A 19836-nucleotide genomic window follows, 5' to 3' on the forward strand; every position below is an offset into this window, starting at 1 on the left:
TGGTCCACATGGAATATGAGCTTGCTACATTTGCTGGCGGCTGCTTTTGGTGCATGGTGTCTCCGTTTGAGGAGCAGCCGGGGATTATGAAGGTCGTATCTGGATACACAGGCGGTCATAAAGAAAATCCTACATATGAAGAAGTGTGTACGCATACGACAGGGCATTACGAAGCTGTCCAAATTACATTTGATCCTGCTATTTTCCCTTATCAAAAACTGCTGGATATTTATTGGCAGCAAATCGACCCAACGGATGCTGGCGGGCAATTTCACGATCGAGGGGAATCCTACCGTACGGCCATTTTTTATCATAATGAGCAACAGCGTCAATTAGCCGAGCAATCCAAACGGGAGCTGGAAGCGAGCGGCCGGTTTTCGAAACCGATTGTGACGCAAATTTTGCCTGCTTCTATATTTTATCCGGCGGAAGATTACCATCAAAACTATCATAAAAAAAATCCGCTTCGTTATAAGCTTTATCGGATCGGTTCCGGCCGAGATGCGTTTTTGAAAAAGCATTGGCGTGATGAAAAAAGAGAGGAAATGCTAAGAAAAAAACTGACGCCGCTTCAGTTCGAGGTGACACAGCGCAACGCGACAGAGCCTCCGTTTGATAATCCTTACTGGAATAACCAACGCGAAGGGATTTACGTCGATATCGTATCGGGAGAGCCGTTATTTAGCACGCTTGACCAATTTGATTCAGGTTGCGGGTGGCCAAGTTTTACGCAACCGCTTCGTCCGGAAAATATCCAAACGGAGCTAGATGTAAGCCACGGCATGATTCGGACCGAAGTGCGCAGCCGCGGAGCCGATTCGCATTTGGGGCATGTGTTTAATGACGGGCCGGCGCCAACTGGACTGCGCTATTGCATCAACTCAGCAGCACTGCGGTTTATTCCAAAAGAGGATTTGGAAAAAGAGGGCTATGGCGAATATGTATCGTTATTTCAGTAAAAACAGTTGGCATGCCAACTGTTTTTTTGTATGATGAGAAGAAATGAAAAAAGAGGGGGATTTTTTTATGCATATTTTTCGAGAACGTCGTTTGCAGACATTTCTGCAAAACTATCAAAATCGTGCCCGTTTATTGATTGCTTGCCCAGATCAGCTGGGCATCGTAGCGGCGGTGACGAGCTTTTTATATGAGCAAGGAGCCAATATTGTCGAATCAAGCCAGTATTCGACCGATCCACAGGGAGGCACCTTTTTCTTGCGGATTGAATTTGACTGCCCGGATATGACGGCAAAGAAAGCAGAAATGGAAAAGGAATTTGCGAAAATTGCTGAGACATTTGAAATGAAGTGGCGTTTAAGTTTACATAACGATTTAAAAAAAATGGCCATTTTTGTTTCAAAAGAAGAGCATTGCTTGCTCGAGCTGTTATGGGAATGGGAGGCAGGAGAACTGCTGGCCGATATCGCTTTTGTGATAAGCAACCATGAACATATGCGCGAGAGCGTGGAAGCTCTCGGGATTCCTTACTATTACATACCCGTGACGAAGGAAGGAAAAGACGAAGCGGAAAGAAAGCAAATCGCGTTATTGAAGGAACATAAGGTAGATACGATTGTCCTTGCCCGTTATATGCAAATTTTATCACCAGCCTTTGTAGCGGAATTCCCGTTTCAAATTATTAACATCCATCATTCATTTTTACCGGCCTTTATTGGCGCCAGACCATATGAACAAGCTTACAGACGAGGAGTGAAACTGATCGGAGCCACTTCTCATTATGTTACGGATGACCTAGATGAAGGACCGATTATTGAACAAGATGTGGCGAGAGTGGATCATCGCTATCATCCAGAAGATTTAAAACGGGTTGGACGCATTATTGAAAAAACGGTCCTTGCCAGAGCCTTGAAATGGCATTTAGAAGACAGAGTCATCATCCATGAAAATAAAACCATTGTATTTTCTTGATATTGACCCAAAACGGAATGTCTCCATGATCGAGGCGTTCCGTTTTATTTTATGTTAAAATAAACTATGTTCTAAATAAAAACATAAGAAAAAAGCAGGATTTCTATAAATAAAATGGAATGAATATAAATACAACCTGAAAAGTAAAAGGAGGAGGGCGAATGCGGGAAAAGCGGACGTCAAGCGGGTTTTTGCTGAAGCAGCGAGCCTTTTTAAAGCTGTACTTAATTACATTAACTGAGCAGGAACGCCTTTATGGCCTCAAAATATTAGATGTTCTGCGCCAAGAATTTAAACCGTATGGATATAAGCCGAACCACTCCGAAGTATATAAAGCGCTTCATGATTTAATTGAGGACGGAATTTTGAAGCAAATGAAACAAAAAAAAGAAGGAATGAAGTATCAAGAGGTAGTGTATTACCGTTTTGCTGATGGAGGATATGAGAAAGCAAAGCTATACAAGCGGCAATTAAAAGCCGAATTAGACCGCTGTGAGGCATTGATTCGCAAAGCCATTCAAGATAATTTTAGTTGAGAGGAGGACTTGTTCTCCTCCATATCACTAATTGTTTACATAATGTATTTATATAATACTTACGGTTTCTTTGCATCTAGGCTTGGCATTTAGTAGAATGATATGGTATGCATTTATAAAGAAAGGGCGACGGACACCATGAACGTTCTATCATTGCCTCCAATGATTGAGCAAATGATTCGAGAGCGAAACGAGCAGTTTGCTCGTGAGAAAGATGCGTATCTCATTGGAAAAGGCGGCTATACAGCCGAAAATGAAACGATTGTGTACGATGCGATCATTGCTTTGGCACTCGGGAAAAACGTGCTGCTAAAAGGTCCCACAGGGGCTGGAAAAACAAAACTTGCGGAGACGCTGTCCCACTTATTCGGCCAGCCGATGCATAGTGTGAATTGTTCGGTGGACTTGGATGCAGAAGCGCTTCTTGGTTTCAAGACGATTAATGAACATGATGGAAAAACAGCGATCGAGTTTATTCCTGGTCCAGTGATCCAAGCGATGAAAAAGGGGCATTTATTGTATATTGATGAAATTAATATGGCTAAACCAGAAACGCTCCCTATTTTAAATGGCGTGCTTGATTACCGAAAAATGATTACGAACCCGTTTACTGGAGAGGTAGTGAAGGCAGAAAAAACATTTGGCGTCATTGCGGCGATCAATGAAGGATATGTGGGAACGGTTCCGCTTAATGAAGCGTTGAAAAACCGTTTTGTTGTCATCGATGTTCCATATGTTCAAGGCGATGCATTAAAAGATGTGTTACAGACACAGAGCCTTTTGAAAGACGAGGCTTTAATCCATCGTTTTGTTACTCTATCGTCTGACTTAATCGCTCAAGTAAGAAATGGGCAAATTTCCGAAGAAGCCGCTTCGATCCGCGCTTTAATCGATGCGTGTGATTTAGCGGTCTATTTGCCGCCGCTCAGAGCCATTGAACGGGCCATTATCGATAAACTTGAAGACGAGCGTGAAAAGGCGGCTGTAAGAAACATCGCAGAAACTCTCTTTGAGTGAGGGTGTGAAAATGAAACGGTTCATTCAATTTAACGATAAAAAAATCGATTCCTTTTTATTCATGCAGCTGTCCGATTTAGCTAAGACGCTGACAAAACAAAGTGAGTGGGAAGTTGAGTTCGGCTTTCAATCATATGTTGACTTCCCAGCTCAAAAGCTGTATGTGAGCTATTTTTGGGATAATCGGCCGGAAACAGAAAAGCTGCATGGCTTAAAAACGGATGTATGCCTTCGCGCCATCGGAACCCTTTATTATACCGATATCGACGCAGTGACAGCATTTATCCAAAAAGCCAATCGATTATCGATTCCCAGCTTTGCGAAGCAACTATTGATGCTGGCTGAAGACTTGCGGCTAGAGGAGCTTTGCAAAAAAGAGCGTCCCGGCACGAAAAAGTGGTTTGATACTCGCCGAGATGTGTATCGCCGCTACTTTCAAAGTCAAGCGCAAGCCAACCTGATAAAGAGCGTCTATACGGATGCTCTTTTTGCAGTGCTGTACTTGCTTTTGACATCTGCATCCCCGCTTGAGGATGTACCGTTCATCCATGAACGCATCGATCCAATGATCCCATGGATTCGGCAGACGATCGGCCATCTGTTTGATGCTTCTTCCACGAAAGACATCGCTTGTCTCGTTTTGTTGCTTACGGAAGCACTAGAGGATGTGTTGGAACATGATATGTTAAACACGTATTTTTATTTGCCGCAGCATGCGTATAATCAAGAAGAAGCACATATGACATTGGCAGATCTTAAACGAAGCAGCCGTTTAAACAACTGCGATGTGCTTGATAAGCAAAAAAGCGGGGATGAAGACATTCACGATCAAGAGTTGCCGACGTGGCACCGCGAAACGAGCGATATGACAAAAAGCTTTTTGCAGTTTGAATTGGAACAAGGATCTCGGACCCATTTGTTAGGAAAAGGCGGACGGCCGGGAGAAGATGGTGACCAGGCGTTAGGAATAGTTCAAGGCTCTGCACAAAAAAGCAGCCGGAATGAGTACACAAGACCAATCAGCCTTGAGAGGAAGCAGGATGTCCGACAATCCGGCGGCGGTGAAGCTTATGGCAAAGAAAACCGGCATGCGGAAGCGATCTTTCTCACTCCGCATTCTCCTTCTGTCCAAGAACAGGCAGAATATGAGAAAAAGAAGCTTGAGATTATCGCTTATCAAAAAAAGTTGAAAAAAATGATAGAAAAAACATTAGAGCATAAGCAAGCATTGCCACGAACCGATCTGCACTTTGGCCGCTTGCATAAAAAGCTTCTCCGGCTTTGGACAGATGAGCAGCCGCGCCTTTTTTATAAAAAGCGAACCCCTTCTCCGGAACTGGACGCGGTCTTTACCCTTTTAGTCGACTGTTCCGCCTCCATGTACGATAAGATGGAGGAAACGAAGCGGGGAATTATTTTATTTCATGAATCACTAAAATCCGTGCGGGTGTTCCACGAAGTTGTCGGCTTTTGGGAAGATTCCAACGAAGCGATGGAAACGAAGCAACCGAATTATTTCCAAACAGTGATCTCCTTTTCCGAATCGTTAAAGAAACAGACAGGACCAGAAATTCTTCAGCTTGAGCCTCAAGAGGATAATCGCGACGGTTTTGCCATCCGGCTTATGACAGAGAAGCTGCTGCGGCGTACGGAGAAACAAAAATTTTTATTAGTGTTTTCAGATGGAGAGCCGGCGGCATATCACTATGAACAAAACGGCATTATCGACACTCATGAAGCAGTGCTTGAGGCACGAAAAAGAGGAATTGAAGTGCTGAATGTATTTTTAGCAAATGGAGAAATTACGGAAGAACAGCAGCGAACGATCCAGAATATTTACGGAAAACATTGCATCATCGTCTCGAATGTTGAACAGCTGCCAGACATTCTGTTCCCTCTATTGAAAAAATTACTGCATAAAAGCTTGGTATAAATAAAGAAGATAAGGGGGATGTTTCGCTGATGATGAAATTATTTACTGACAGCGATTTAGATGGGGTAGGTTGCGGTTTATTAGCTACTCTTGCCTTTGGAAGCGAGGTTGATGTTTCCTACTGTTCGTATCGAAATTTGAACGAACGGGTAAGGAGTTTTCTTGAGAATCGTCAGCATGATTCCGCATTTGTATGGATCACCGATTTAGCTGTCAATCATGAGATAGAAGAAATGCTGGACCACCGATTTAAAACCGGCAAGCATGTACAAATGATTGATCATCACATCACGGCTCTTCATTTTAATCGACATCCATGGGGATGGGTGGTACCTGTAGATGAATGCGGAAAGAAGACATGTGCTACTTCTTTGTTTTATGAATATCTCATCCGGGAACAAAGATTAGAAAGAAAAGAAATATTGGATGAATTCGTTGAACTTGTCCGTCAATATGACACGTGGGAATGGGATGAAAATAACAATGTACAGGCGAAGCATTTAAATGATTTATTATCTATGCTTGGCATTGATGAGTTTGTTAGGCAAATGCTCGAACGACTACAAAAGGAGTCATCGTTTGCGTTTACTGATTTAGAAGCGTTTGTGCTGCAAATCGAAGAAAAGAAAATCCAACGCTATATTCGCCTTAAACAAAAGCAAATCGTTCAAACATGGATTGAAGGTCGTTGTGTCGGGATTGTTTTTGCAGAACAGTATATATCAGAATTAGGAAATGCTTTATCTAAACGACTTCCTCATCTAGATATGATTGCGATGGTCAATCCGGGAACAAAGCATATCGGCTTTCGCACTACCCATGATGAGGTGAACGTCGCAGAATTTGCCCAAAGATTTGGCGGAGGCGGCCATCCAAAAGCTTCAGGCTGTTCAGCCGATGCGGATGCGTTTCTGCGCTTTGCCGCACCTGCTTTTCAGCTTCCTCCGGTTTATCTTGATGCTGAACAAAACCGTTTCAATCAGAAGGAGCATGTTGCGGGAATCTTCTTTAAAAATCATCAAGATCAGTGGCTTTTGGCTGCTTTTTGCGATGAGCAGAAAAAATGGAAGGTATGGGGAGCTGCTTTAGTGCCTGCGGTTTCTTTTTCTACGTTTGAAGAAGCGGAACGATGGATGAAACGAAGCTTTGCTGCAGGCATAGCGGATGATGCGTTGGTGATCGATTATTTATGCCAGCAATTATCGTGGTCAAAGGATGAAGTAATGGCCCGCTATACAGAAGCTGTGGAACAATATAAAAACCAACACAACTGAGAGTGAAAAGATCTCAGCAACTTTTTTAACGTGTGGCGCTTTCGCTACACGTTTTTTATTGCGATTGAATATGGTGGAAAACAGGGAAGTAGCACAACACGAAAAGCTTGGAGCGGAAGAGATCGTTTTTTTCTTAATATTAAATAATAAATAATGGAAAGGGAGGAAACCACATATGGTTGTAGATATACCTGTCCAAATTCGGACTGCACATGTAAAACAAAAGCGAATGGAGTTATATTATCCGATTGTATACGGATTGCCAAATAAAGAGGCAGAGCACAAAATCAATTATGAAATTACGTCGTTAATGAAAAAATTAATGGTTCAGCAAGGATTTTATCAAAATCCGCTAACGGAGATCACAGGAAGCTATGAGTTGAAAACGAACGAAAGAGGCGTGTTAAGCTTAACTATGAGCAACTATGCTTATTCAGGAGGAGCTCATGGAATGACCGTCGTAAAAGGTCTGACCTTTGATACGAAAACAGGCAAGAAATATTCCCTTCATGAGTTATTTTTACCTCAAGCCGATTATGTTAAGGCATTATCAAGTATCGTAGCAAAACAAATTAAAGAGCGGGATATTTTTCTTTTAAATCCGCCTTTTAAGGAGATATCTTCAAATCAAGACTTTTATATCTCAGATAAGGCTCTTGTGCTTTTTTATCAATTGTATGAATTGACCGCCTATGCATATGGAATCCCTTACTTTCCGATTTCTGTGTATGAAATTCAACCGCTCATTAACGAGCAGTCTCCATTAGGAAAAATGCTTTAATGTAAAAATGGTTGATAAAAAGTTAACACAACTGTAACAGTTTATTAGTTTTAATGGACACAGATTTTCTCTATAATAGTAGATAGGAGGTGAGATTATTGAAACAGTATGTATTTGTTTTTTATACAGATCATCCGAAGGGATCGATGTGGGAAGAAACAATTCATGCAGCTGGCATGATGGAAGCGTTTTTAAAAGCAAAAAAACTTTTAGCAGCATACGAAAAAGAAAAACAGGCTTCCGTTCGTGTTCAATATAAAGGTGTGCGCTACCACAGTATCGATATTGCTTAATTCTCTTGGAAGGATTGAATCGCAATGCTTCAAACGCATCCATACATCAACAGCGTAAAAGACATTGACGTGCAGTGGATCCGTGTAGAAATCATCATGGAAAGCCGCTGCACGTTTCATTTTTCTTTTTCGTCTCAATTTAATGAGTTTACTTCATATTTGAGATAATTCTCGTATAACTTCCTATAATTTATATTATGTCTACTAGCTGATTTCTGCACAAATGGAGGGTTTCTTCCCTCAAGTGCCCATAAAATCAATTATTCGGAACTTGTTAACCTAAGTTCCTCATAATTTTTTGTGTCTACGAATTATCATTTTTTAAACGAATTATCATTATTTTTTTACCGATTATCATCGGTCGTTGATTATCAACTGGAGGTGTTTTTTCATGTTGTTTCGACAAGCCATTGATGAATTTGTTTTGTACTTGCAAATTGAAAAAAACTATTCACTTAACACCGTTGATGGTTATGCGTATGATTTGAGATGTTTCGAGAACTTCTTAATTCAACATGGCTATTCTGTACAACTTAATGACATTACAAAAACGCATGTTCGTCGCTTCATTCAGCATCAGATTATAAAAGGAAATGTCAAGCCTAGAACGATCTATCGGAGAATTTCTTGCTTAAAATCGTTCAGTAAATACTGTGTCAAAGAAAATCTAATCGACAACGATTTTATGATCGGAATTGATACTCCTAAAACGGATAGTAAATTACCGACTTATATGTCTTTGTCTGAACTACGAAAGCTGTTTCATTTTTTGGAGCAAGACAATAGCCGATTGGCGATGCGAAACCACCTTCTGTTTAAACTGTTAGCCACTACGGGTATGCGAAGATCTGAAATTGTTGAACTAACTTGGGAACAAATTGATTTATCTAACAACACGATACGTATATATGGAAAAGGAAAAAAAGAGCGCTTACTCCCCCTTCATCCCATGGTTGTCCCTTTAATTAGAAGTTATATGGAAAGTTTAGAGGAATATCAGCTCCATCCTTCCCAACCGGTATTTTTAAATAAAAACGGCAAAAAACTAAATCCGCGTGGTTTACATAAGATATTTAAAGAAATCTTACAAAAAGCAGGTCTGCCACCTCAACGGTTCTCACTCCATCATTTACGGCATACGTTTGCTACCTTGTTGATACAAGAAAATAAAGAAAATGTTGATTTGCGTACCGTACAAGAACTACTCGGTCATGAAAGTTTAGTCACGACGCAAGTATATACGCATGTTGACTTTGAGCAAAAGAAAAAAGCGATTGAAACATTTAACATATTTTGAAACCTGCTTAGTACGGAAATAACTACCCTAGCCGGGTAGTTATTTCCCCATGTGAATATGAGTTGGCGGATACAAAGGTACTAGATGCGTGAGATCGTATGGCATTGGGTTCATTCCATGAGTTTGCTGATAAGGCATTGGAGCATGTGGAAAATACCCTTGCTGCGCCATAGCAATTTGATTATAAAGTTCTGGTGCTTTAAATGTGAAATAATCAGAATAATTATTCCCCGATTCCTTAAGTATTTTTTGCTGTAATGCTGTAAATGCATACTTTACGAGATGTTCTTTAAACAGATTGATGTAATTTTTGTTTTTCAATTGATTCCTAAATACATTAGGAATTTCATCATAAATTTCTTCTAAGTTTAGAGTGATATTATAATTCGACTCAAGTTCCATCGCAGTTTCAAAAAGAGTTTCGATTATTACTTGAGCCGCTCGAATTTCTTTAATATACTTTGCATCGCTTAAAATGTAATGTTGAAGAGCACCTAACTCATATCTGGAATGGCCAAGCAGAAAGCGTATAGCATCATCTGAGACCCCCATTTCATGAAACAAAGTAGAAAGAGTGTATCTGAGTCCATGTGGCGTGAAATGTTTCTCGGTTTTATGGACTGTTTTTGTCCCTATTCTTCCTTTCTTCCCTTTTACGTTGTTATGATCCGCATTCTCAGAGTTTTCGTATTCTACTTTCATCCATCCAAGATGTTCGCATACTTTATTAATTATATAATTCATTTGCTTGTTAACGAGCGGTTTCCCTCTTAAACCGTATAGGAGCGCATCCTCTGGTTTCATATGTTCTGTGTATTTGATGAGTAATTGCATCAGTTTAGGTGGCAATGGAATAAAGAAATCTTTGTTTTTGCTGTTCGGTGAATTGTCAGTGTGGTTATCCCCTTCCTCTTCTAGATATTGGTCAAGTAGTTTGTCTTCTTTTACTCGATCTTTTTTTGGATCAAACTCGTAAACTAACCCGTTCATAGTTGTTGAAACGGAACGAACTGTTAGTTTCTCAAGTGATGTGACACGAAGAGCTGTAAACATATCTACAAGGACTGGAATTAATACATTAACACCGTTTTCTTGTAGCTCGAATGCAGCTTTATAAACTTGGTATAATTCAACGATATTTAATGCTCTGGAATGATGTTTTGGTTTATTAGCATTTACTACTTTTAAAGCTGAGAATGGGTTCCCAGTGATTACTCCTAGTTGGTTATAATATGATAACATGGATTGCATCGTTCCTTTGTGTTGTTTGATAGATACCGGACTATATCGTTTTCGTTGATCATTTTCCCATTTTTTCACAAATTCGTAATCGATATTTCTAAAAACTGGTTCTAATCCTTGTTTTAACATATAATCTGACAGATTAATTACATTTTTTCGATAGCTACGTCTAGTATTCTTCGACCAAGGTTGGCTCTTTTCGAATTCATTAAAGCCTTCAAGAAGTGTAGATTCAGGTGTAATTGTTGTTTTTTTCATCATCTGTTACCTCCGTATTAAAGTTTTTCTTTAAAACGCAAAAAACCCCAAGCTAAACACCACTACTTATGCGTGTATATACGCATAAGTAGCGCTGTAAAGCATGGGGTTTTCCCTTGTCGTATATTAAGTTATTTATTTGTTTTCCATTTTATCAGATTATGATGAAAAGTCAACAACTATTTTGCAAAATTTTATAGATTCGTTTCTTTTTCAGCTAAATATTTTTGTAAATCATCTGTAACGGATAGTGTATTTAACGCTCGTTTAATTAAAGCATCAATGAGCCAATCCTGCTGAACGTTCAATAATAACTTTTGCAAAGCTTTTACCTGAGCCCAAATTGCTTTGGAAGGCTTATATAATTTTGCTTTTTCTCTTTCAGCATTCATAAATTCACGAACCTCAAAGAAAAGCTGTTCTAAATCTGACTTACCCACTTCTTCTGATTTTGCCTCCCGTATTCTATAGACATTATATATTCTGTCACTTAGCCGTTTGTTCAAGGCTTTATCAGAATTGGCGATATACATCCCATCTTTATTTTGTGTAATGCCCGCGTTACTTAGTTTGTTTTCCAAATCTTTGAGTCGAATTCCGCTTTTCTCTGAAATCTCCTGCTTTGTTATACCTGAATTTAGTGCATCAAGTATGTCTTTTATAAGCGTGTCTTTTGTTATATTTAACTTTTCGTTTTTCTTTTCCATAATTTAATAATTAAATTCTCCTTTCTGTAATTCTAAATATTGAATGGATATTAATTTTAAAACATTATATCTTTACTTTTCTCACATTTTAACCTTAGTGCAGAATTAGCTAAGAATTTTAATTGCACTTGTGCTAATCCTTAATTACGATTAATCAGTAGAGATAATTAGACTAATCTAATTTATAAACTAGACTAATCTAATTTACCATTTAGATTAGTCTAATTTATAAACTAGACTAATCTAATTTACCATTTAGATTAGTTTAATTTACTATTTAGTTTAGGTTTAGAATGAATATGGCGATCATAGATATTCTACACGGGGTACAATTGGGTATATCTAGAGGATACCCAATTGTACCTATGAACCAATTCATAGGCCTGTATTGTAACAATTCAGTACTATGAAAGGGTTCTCCGATCCAAAAAATGAGCCTACATGCCGACTACTATATTCTAAAAGACCTGTTTTTGGCTGGTTTATAAGCTCGAATTTTTCCATCAAAAATGGACTCTTAATAAATAAAAATCAAAAGCCCCTAGATCGTTACGCTAGGAGCTTTTGAGTGATTTATTTACATGAACTACAGAATTCTAAGCGTTTTTTCTAATTGTATCTCTTCTTTAATCTCATTATTCTCCACAACATAAATAAAAACAGAATTATCGATGCCAACATAGTCTTCATAGTTGATATTTCTTAATAAATCTGAAAGAGAATTTGTAACGATGATAAATCTTGTTTCCTCGTTTGTACTTTCACTTGTAAAATCAATAAGCCTAAACGCTTTCTGTTGTCGGATATTTAATCTGCCGTTCCTATACTCATATTCCTTTACAAGATCGACAACATCATCAGGGATGACTCGACCGTTATTTTCCTCCGAAGGTTCTAGTCGAAGTTGAGCAATCCTTTTAATTGGCTGTAACTGAATGCTACGCTCCCGCTCAATCTCATCCAATCGTTCACGACTGTGCTCTTCTTAGTTAATATAAGCTTGTTTTATAACCTCCAAAATACTTCTTATCATAAATTTTGTCCAAAGATGAGCTGCCAAATAAGTCAACATACGTTTTAATAGCGAAAGAATCCATCATCCCAGAAATATAATCAATAACATACCTTTTTTGTATTTGTTCATCTTCAGATCTAAATTCCACTGGTAGAAGAAGACCATTTTTATTAAATTCTCTATCTAAATAAGCGTCGTATAAACCTTTAATTATTTTTTCACCTTGTTTTTCGTACAGTTGTACTTGATTACTTCGATTAATTGATTTAAATGTAAAGTCCTTCAATCCACTTGCTAATTTTCCAAGTGTTTTAAACCCTAATTCTTCTTTATGTTTTGTACCTGTTTTATCAATATGCTTTTCATCTACGTTAACTACACCAATATCTTTAATTAAAATATCAACTATATTAGATGTGATTTCTTTTCGAAGCAACAACCCAAACTCTTCAGATGAGTTATAGTTTGACGCTGACCTTGCTACCTTTTTAGCTTTTTGGACAATTTCTTCTAATTTTTTGTATGCAAACCTAAAATCTTCGCTTTTATCCATAAAGTGTTGAAATTCAAACATGAATTCATCTATGGTAAACAACTTTAAACTAAGCGCATCTTCGAGATCATGTGCAGCATAAGCTATTTCATCAGCTAAATCAACAATTTGAACATCCAAAGTTCTTGGAAGTATAGAATCAAATTCAGCTAATTTCTCTAGTAAAAAGTCATATTGTTCGTTATATATAAACTTTTTCTTCCCATCTCTAAAAGGAACAAAGTATTTGACTATGCTTAATAATGTCCTAAAGGTTAAATTAAGACCTTTATTATTGGGTAATTTCTTCTCTAATTCAGTTAGTACTCTTAAAGATTGAGCATTACCCTCAAATCCTCCAAAGTCTTTACTTAATTCATTCAAGACCCGTTCCCCATGATGCCCAAAAGGTGGATTACCAATGTCGTGAGCAAGAGCCCCTGCTTCAATAACATATATGTCGTCAACATACAAGTTTTCTATTCCTGTAATTTCTCTCAATCTCCCTGCAATCCCTCTTGCGATTTGCGAAACCTCAAGACTATGTGTTAGGCGGTTTCGATAAAATTTATCGTTTTGTACACCCAATAATTGCATCTTGCCTTGCAATCTTCTAAAAGATGATGAATATAGAATCCTTGAATAATCTCTTTGGTATTCATTTCTTGCCCTTGAGTTAGGATTTTCCTTATGAAATCTCTTGTCTAAATTCAACAATGGGAAATAATTACTTTTAACAAAGTCTGTTAATATTTTTTGTTCTTCCATTCTATCCATCCTTCCTCTTTAATTTTTAATTAATTGTTAATTAGTTAATGAAAAATTTATTGAATTAAAAAAGCATCTTAGAGCAGTAAGTAAACTCTAAGATGCCTGAAGTAATTATTAGTATGGTTATGCTCCAACAATATCTTCCGAATTCTTATTGATCTCATCAATGATGCTAATAATTTTCCGTGCGTCGTCCATGTTGTCTTTAAAGAGTTCGACAATGCTGCCGACAGTTTTAAATGGTTCTTCCTGCAATACTTTTTTATCCATGACCCCGTATCTAACAAAGTAATCAATAATCAGTTTAACGAAGCGGCTTTGGTTAATGTTGAGTCGTTCGTTGGATAAAAACTCGGAAAATGCCTCGTTAGCCGCTTGTGGATCAAGACCGACGATTTGACGGACGAGTTTGGTGATTGGCGTGTCCCCAAACTCTTTTTCATAATCTTCTCTTGTGCCAAGTTCTTTCCAGAGAATATCTTCTAATGTTTTTAAGTCTTGGATCGTTAACTTTTTGTTATTTCTTAACTTGTAAATCGCCATTTGGTCACGGTGTTCATGAAGATAATGTTCCACCTTTTTCCGATAATTTTTCAGATCATTGACATCAAACATTGGCCCGTTTTCTTTGACCTCTAAAATTTGGTCTTTAAAGTTCGTATAGTAAATTTTTTGCGTTTCTTTTTCAAGGAATTTCACTAAATCACGCAACGCTTCGCGAACGGTTTCCAACTCGAAAATATCGGCTTCACTCCAAAACTCTTCCGTCTGTACCTTTTTGATGATGTATTTTTGTTCCATCACTTGAGGAATCGAACCGAGTTTCGACAACGTCTCTGCGGTACGAATCACGCTCCGAATCGGCTTCGTCGCATTTTTCGTTTGCAGTTTTGCCAATTCAATGGTGTACATGAGTAAATCAAAACGTTTCGCAAATTCATCATCGTTTAGTGGAACAATCAGCGGCGAAATATGTTCTTTAATTTCATTTAAATCCATCGCCGTTAAAGAATCCCATTTAGCCCGATTTTTAAATTTGTGTACATATTGAATATGTTGACGTACGCGGAAGTTTTCTTCGTTTAACTTATTGATTTCCGCTAGCACTTCATCAATTAATTCATTGCGATGGGCAATATACTCTTCTTCTTGGTACTGCAAATGTTGCAGTTCTTTAATGATTTCAACTTTGGCGTTAAATAGACGCTCCGTTAAACTTTCTACCGCTTTTCCTTCGATTCCTTTTGGATTTTCGCGAAAAAACTCAAAGTTGCCGCAATAGTCAAAAATAAGGAAATGCGTTTTATCTTGCCCGACTCCGAATAAGTCTTTACATAAGCGAGTTCCGCGTCCAACCATTTGCCAAAACTTTGATTTGGAGCGTACTTTCTTGAAGAACACAAGGTTGACAACTTCCGGAATATCCACTCCAGTATCCAGCATATCGACCGATACGGCAATTTGCGGCAGTTTATTGAGATCAGAAAAATCATCAATTAACGTTTGATAATAGTTGACGCTGTAATCAATGACCCGTGCAAAGCCGCCTTTGTACTCAGGGAACAATTGATCAAAGCGCTCCACAATCCGTTCCGCATGACGATGGTTTTTCGCAAAAATAATCGTTTTACCGAGTTTGTCTCCGCCTTCCACGCGAATTCCTTTTTCCATCAAATCTCTCAGCACTGTATCAATCGTATCGTCATTAAACAGCCATTCGTTTAATGCGGCACTGTCAATATCCTCGCCTACTTCATCATCAAATGTTTCTTCGTACAATTCTTTTTCTTCATCCGATAAGTCATCATAATGAATACCCTCTTCAAGAAACTTTAGTTTTGTTTCAATCGTACGATAATCCACTAAATATCCATCTTGAACTGCTTGATCTAATTCATAGGCATAGGTCGGCACACCGTTTTCTAAATCAAACACTTCATACGTATTGCGGTCAATTTCGTCCTTTGGTGTGGCGGTGAGCCCAAGCAATATCGCATCAAAATAGTCAAAAATCGCTCTGTACTTCTTATAAATACTGCGGTGGGATTCATCGACGATGATTAAATCAAAATGCCCAACGGTAAAGAGACGTTTACCGTCTTTTCGTTTCGCTTCGTCAATCGCATTCATCATCGTTGGATACGTCGAGAACACCATCCGACTTTCTTCCGGATTATCCTTGTTATCTAACAAATTACAAAGCGTCAAGTTTGGAAGCAAATGACTGAAGCTATTTTTTGCTTGCGCCACAAGCGTTTTGCGGTCTGCTAAAAATAAGATGTTTTTCACCCAATTGTGGCGAGTGAGAACATCGACAATCGAAATCGCCGTCCGGGTTTTGCCGCTCCCCGTCGCCATGACAAGCAATGCTTTGCGTCGTTTTTTCTCCAATGCATCACATACGGCTAACACCGCTTCTTTTTGGTAATAGCGATTCGTAATGTTGTCATTGATTTGCACATTTTTTAGCGGCTTCTTCATCGTCCGTCGATCAATAAGCAAGCTTAATTCTTCCTTATTGTAAAAGCCGGAAACTCTCCGCGCCGGATAGTTAAGATCATCCCAAATATACGTTTCAAAACCGTTTGTGTAAAAAATGATTGGACGTTGACCATGCATTTTTTCAATGCAATCGGCATATAGTTTGGCTTGTTGCTTTCCTTTATTCGGGTCAGCGGTGGTCCGCTTCGCTTCGATGACCGCAAGCGGCTTCCCGTTATCGCCAAAAAGGACGTAATCGACATAGCCAACTCCTTCTTGATTCGGCATACCAACCACAGGGTATTCAACAATAACGTCCTTTTTAAATTCCCAACCCGCTAACTTTAAGTCCAAATCAATATATTTCTTTCTTGTTTCCCATTCGCTTAATTCATCCACTTGGAAGTGATACTCTTTTGTATTCGCTTCCCGTTTAGCGGTGAGAAGAGCGCGAAGCTGTTCATTTTCCTTCATCATTTCCTCAAGACGCTTGTCTTTGGAACTTAGGCGTTCGTATAAATCTTTCAATTCTTCTGGACGCTCGCGCTTTTCTTCTCCTATTGGCAGCAACGATTCATCAAAGTCCGTAGCAGTATACTCATCGGAGTAACAATAATCAATCCAAGACACAAATTGATGAAGATTATGGAGGGAAAAAATCGCTTCTTCCCTCGTAATCATCGAGTTCGTATGGACCGCAACATTTCCCAATTTGACAATGTAACGCAACAGCGGTAACAAGTTTTCATCAATAATGGACAAAAAGACGTTGTCATGAATCAAACTGGAAAGATTATCTTGATACGGAACTTTTAAAGCGCTATCAAAGCTATACACCCACTTAACGGCAAGTTCCAGCGCACGGCGCGTCAAAATCGCGCACGTCGCCGGACTCACCACTAAACTTTTCTCCGCTTCTAAACACGCATTCGTAAAGCTCTCATAATGAGGTTTACCTATCAAAAAATGGAAGTTAGATAACAACAAAAACCCCTCCCTTGACCGAAACTAATTTCTTACCGCTCACTAATCGCTAAATAACTCTCCCTTAAATGCGCGTTGCATGAGGGAGTCGAAGTTTTTTTCTAGCTCAACTAATCCTTTTTTAAAAAGTTCTCTTTGGGATTCTATTTTTTGTACAATCCTAGCGAATTGATCTTGGAGTTGTTTAGGAGGTATATATATTTTTATTGATTTTAGTTCCTCAGCATTGATATTTGCCATTCCTACGATATTTTTAGCCATTGAAAATAAAATACTTTTTCCGTACTTCGAGTTTAAGTACGCAGATATAAACTCAGCATTGGCTTTTTCATTAGGAATTACCTTAACTAAATATCCTGCAAAAGCCATTGGTTTTTCAAAGCGATACACAGCTGTTTTTCCTACTAGCTCTTTGCTATTTGTTCTATTAAATAAAAGTTCTCCTTTATGAACTAGATATTTTTCAACTTCTTTCTCATCTAAATCAACGTATTTAAGATCTGTAAGATCCCAATGTCCTTCATAAGTAATATTGTTCATTCTCAAGATAGGATATTTCCCTGCATCCTCGCTTGCTTTTTTGCTTGTTCCGTATTGTGTTTTTAGCGTTAAATCTTTTATAAAACCCATTGGCCATTTCTTAGGATTAGTAGCTGGATCCCCAAACATCTCCAAAAACACGCTTTGAATTAACTGGTCTAGTGCTTCAATTTGGGCTTTTCGTTTGTCTATGAGTTCTTGGGCTTTATCAAGAATTTCCGAAATTCTATTTTGTATGTCAATTGAAGGTAAAGGTATCGTAAACTGAGCTATTTCTTTTGGGCTAATATTTGGTTGAGCAGCTCCACCAGCTTTTTGTAGTATTTTATTCTGCAGTTTATACATATAATAAAACAAATATTTAGAACAAACCTGTTCATTCTTTGGTACAATTTTTGCTACACGCTGATTTAGAAGAGCGATTTCATCCAACTTATAAATTCCAAACTTTCCTGTTGTTGCACCAGATAATGCAACTAAAATATCCCCTTTATTAACTATATACTCTTTATATTGTTCTAGATTAGCGGGAGAAAGAAAACTTGAATCTTCGTTAAAATCTATTTCTCTACCAACTATATTAGCAATCTTTACCACAGGGATACCACTCTTGGTAAATTCGCCACTTTTAAAAGCATATCCCCCTTTAATCGTACAAATATCTCCAAGTTTTACCTCTCTAATTGGCATACTATCACTATCCTCTAATTAAATCTTTTAACTTCTGTAATCCTTGCATAATCTCTTTTTCCAACGTTTCCACTCTTTCAAGTATCACAATCGGTGCTTCATACTGCACTTCTTCATACTCAATTTCTTTATATTTGTTAATCGAAAGGTCATAGTCGTTTTCACGAATTTCTTCTACCGGCACAAAGAACGACTGCTCCGTGCGCTTCCGTTCTTTTTCTGCTTCACGGTTATGGAAGCGCGCAATGATGTCTGGAATATCGTTTTCTTCAATCGGGGTGCGCTTATCGTCCAAAGAGTAGCCATCTGCTTTCATGTCATAAAACCATACTTGATCCGTATCACCGACTCCCGTTTTCGTGAAAATCATAATCGCCGTCGAAACGCCGGCGTATGGTTTAAACACACCGCTTGGCATAGAAATAATCGCTTCTAATTTATGATTTTCCACGATTTCTTTACGAATATCCTTATGTGCTTTGGAACTGCCGAACAATACCCCGTCTGGCACGATGCAGGCGCAGCGTCCACCCGTTTTTAAGATGCGCAGGAATAAGGCCAAGAATAAAAGCTCTGTTTTCTTTGTTTTTGTAATTTTTAATAAGTCACTTGAAACGGCCTCATAATCTAATGAACCCTTAAAAGGCGGATTCGCAAGGACAAGGGTATATTTGTCTTTATCTTTGTTTTGCTCAGACAATGAATCACGATATTCGATATTCGGATTTTCAATGCCGTGAAGCATCATGTTCATCGCACCGATGCGCAACATCGTGCGGTCCATATCAAAACCGTAGAACATATGGTTATTAAAATGTTCTTTTAAACTTTGGACTAAAAATAAGTCACTGCGATGTTTGCGCAAATATTCTCCTGCCGCTACTAAGAAACCTGCGGAACCTGCGGCTGGGTCAACAATAATGTCTTCCGGCGTCGGCTTCATGAGCTCTACCATCATCTTGATAATATGACGCGGCGTACGGAATTGCCCGTTTGTTCCCGCTGTCGCAATTTTTGATAGTAGATACTCATATAAATCCCCTTGTATATCGCGTAACTCCCCTTGCATATCGCGATCTTTCATTGGGATCTTATCAATACCATCCACAATTTTTGTCAACATTTGTGGCGTAGGAATCATAAAAATCGCATCGCTCATATACTTGGCATATGCGGATTTTTTATTGCCATGCAAACTTTTAATAAACGGAAACACTTCTTCAGAAACAACTTTGTACATTTGCTCCGCTCCTAAATTTTTGAACTTGCTCCAACGCAAATGTTGTTTATCTTCAGGAAAGATTCGTTCAAACTCAATTCCTAACAGAGCAGCCTCTTGTTCTCTTTTGTTTTCTGCTTCATCGAGGCCTTTAATAAATAAAAGATATGTAAATTGTTCAATGACCGTCAGCGGATTGGTAATCCCGCCTGTCCAAAATGTTTCCCATATTTTATCGACTCTATTACGCAACTCACCTGTAAGCATGATGTACCTCCTTTTTATTTCCAAGTTCTATTATATACTTTTTCATTTTTAGTCAACATAATATACACAA

General features: G+C 38.5%; 16 protein-coding genes. 9 read left to right on the top strand and 7 right to left on the bottom strand.

The window, feature by feature from the left end; genetic code table 11:
• Positions 1–8: 8 nt before the first annotated feature.
• From msrA to GRQ40_RS08700, 9 genes are all read left to right on the top strand, one after another.
• Positions 9–959 carry a peptide-methionine (S)-S-oxide reductase MsrA gene (gene msrA, locus GRQ40_RS08660; RefSeq protein WP_080861988.1) on the top strand — a complete coding sequence of 317 codons (951 nt, stop codon included), beginning with the start codon at positions 9–11 and terminating at the stop codon, positions 957–959.
• Between the two features lie 67 nt (positions 960–1026).
• Complete coding sequence (purU, locus tag GRQ40_RS08665) at positions 1027–1929, top strand: formyltetrahydrofolate deformylase (RefSeq protein WP_159719753.1); 903 nt, start codon at positions 1027–1029, stop codon at positions 1927–1929.
• A gap of 161 nt (positions 1930–2090) precedes the next feature.
• On the top strand, positions 2091–2465 hold the full coding sequence (locus tag GRQ40_RS08670; protein WP_044742130.1) for a replication termination protein: 375 nt from the start codon (positions 2091–2093) through the stop codon (positions 2463–2465).
• Between the two features lie 138 nt (positions 2466–2603).
• A complete protein-coding gene (locus GRQ40_RS08675) occupies positions 2604–3482 on the top strand; it encodes an ATP-binding protein (RefSeq protein WP_159719754.1) in 879 nt (292 codons plus the stop codon).
• Positions 3483–3492: 10 nt separating this feature from the next.
• Positions 3493–5415 carry a vWA domain-containing protein gene (locus tag GRQ40_RS08680; RefSeq protein WP_159719755.1) on the top strand — a complete coding sequence of 641 codons (1923 nt, stop codon included), beginning with the start codon at positions 3493–3495 and terminating at the stop codon, positions 5413–5415.
• Positions 5416–5444: 29 nt separating this feature from the next.
• Positions 5445–6689, top strand: coding sequence for a DHH family phosphoesterase (locus GRQ40_RS08685; protein WP_066149307.1), 1245 nt, complete (start codon positions 5445–5447; stop codon positions 6687–6689).
• Positions 6690–6864: 175 nt separating this feature from the next.
• A complete protein-coding gene (locus GRQ40_RS08690) occupies positions 6865–7470 on the top strand; it encodes a DUF3298 and DUF4163 domain-containing protein (protein ID WP_044742126.1) in 606 nt (201 codons plus the stop codon).
• 89 nt (positions 7471–7559) lie between these two features.
• Entirely contained in the window at positions 7560–7763 is a 204-nt protein-coding gene (locus tag GRQ40_RS08695; RefSeq protein WP_369815554.1) for a hypothetical protein, read from the top strand.
• A 391-nt stretch (positions 7764–8154) separates the two neighbouring features.
• The gene (locus tag GRQ40_RS08700; RefSeq protein ID WP_159719756.1) at positions 8155–9060 is read left to right on the top strand and encodes a tyrosine-type recombinase/integrase; all 906 of its coding nucleotides are present in this window, start codon (positions 8155–8157) and stop codon (positions 9058–9060) included.
• A 39-nt stretch (positions 9061–9099) separates the two neighbouring features.
• Here GRQ40_RS08700 and GRQ40_RS08705 read toward each other — a convergent pair whose 3' ends face one another.
• From GRQ40_RS08705 to GRQ40_RS08735, 7 genes are all read right to left on the bottom strand, one after another.
• Positions 9100–10563 (bottom strand): tyrosine-type recombinase/integrase, encoded by a 1464-nt coding sequence (locus tag GRQ40_RS08705; RefSeq protein ID WP_236546423.1) that lies wholly within the window; start codon positions 10561–10563, stop codon positions 9100–9102.
• Positions 10564–10754: 191 nt separating this feature from the next.
• Positions 10755–11267: a hypothetical protein gene (locus GRQ40_RS08710; protein WP_159719757.1), complete on the bottom strand. Its 513-nt coding sequence runs from the start codon at positions 11265–11267 to the stop codon at positions 10755–10757.
• 586 nt (positions 11268–11853) lie between these two features.
• Entirely contained in the window at positions 11854–12231 is a 378-nt protein-coding gene (locus tag GRQ40_RS08715; protein ID WP_201295983.1) for a hypothetical protein, read from the bottom strand.
• 25 nt (positions 12232–12256) lie between these two features.
• A complete protein-coding gene (locus GRQ40_RS08720) occupies positions 12257–13582 on the bottom strand; it encodes a deoxyguanosinetriphosphate triphosphohydrolase family protein (RefSeq protein WP_159719758.1) in 1326 nt (441 codons plus the stop codon).
• Positions 13583–13708: 126 nt separating this feature from the next.
• Complete coding sequence (locus tag GRQ40_RS08725; RefSeq protein ID WP_159719759.1) at positions 13709–17050, bottom strand: DEAD/DEAH box helicase family protein; 3342 nt, start codon at positions 17048–17050, stop codon at positions 13709–13711.
• Between the two features lie 42 nt (positions 17051–17092).
• On the bottom strand, positions 17093–18280 hold the full coding sequence (locus GRQ40_RS08730; RefSeq protein WP_159719760.1) for a restriction endonuclease subunit S: 1188 nt from the start codon (positions 18278–18280) through the stop codon (positions 17093–17095).
• 7 nt (positions 18281–18287) lie between these two features.
• Positions 18288–19766, bottom strand: coding sequence for a type I restriction-modification system subunit M (locus GRQ40_RS08735; RefSeq protein WP_159719761.1), 1479 nt, complete (start codon positions 19764–19766; stop codon positions 18288–18290).
• Positions 19767–19836 lie beyond the last annotated feature (70 nt).

This window comes from Anoxybacillus sp. PDR2 (genome assembly GCF_009834045.1).
GTDB classification, from domain to species: domain Bacteria; phylum Bacillota; class Bacilli; order Bacillales; family Anoxybacillaceae; genus Anoxybacteroides; species Anoxybacteroides rupiense.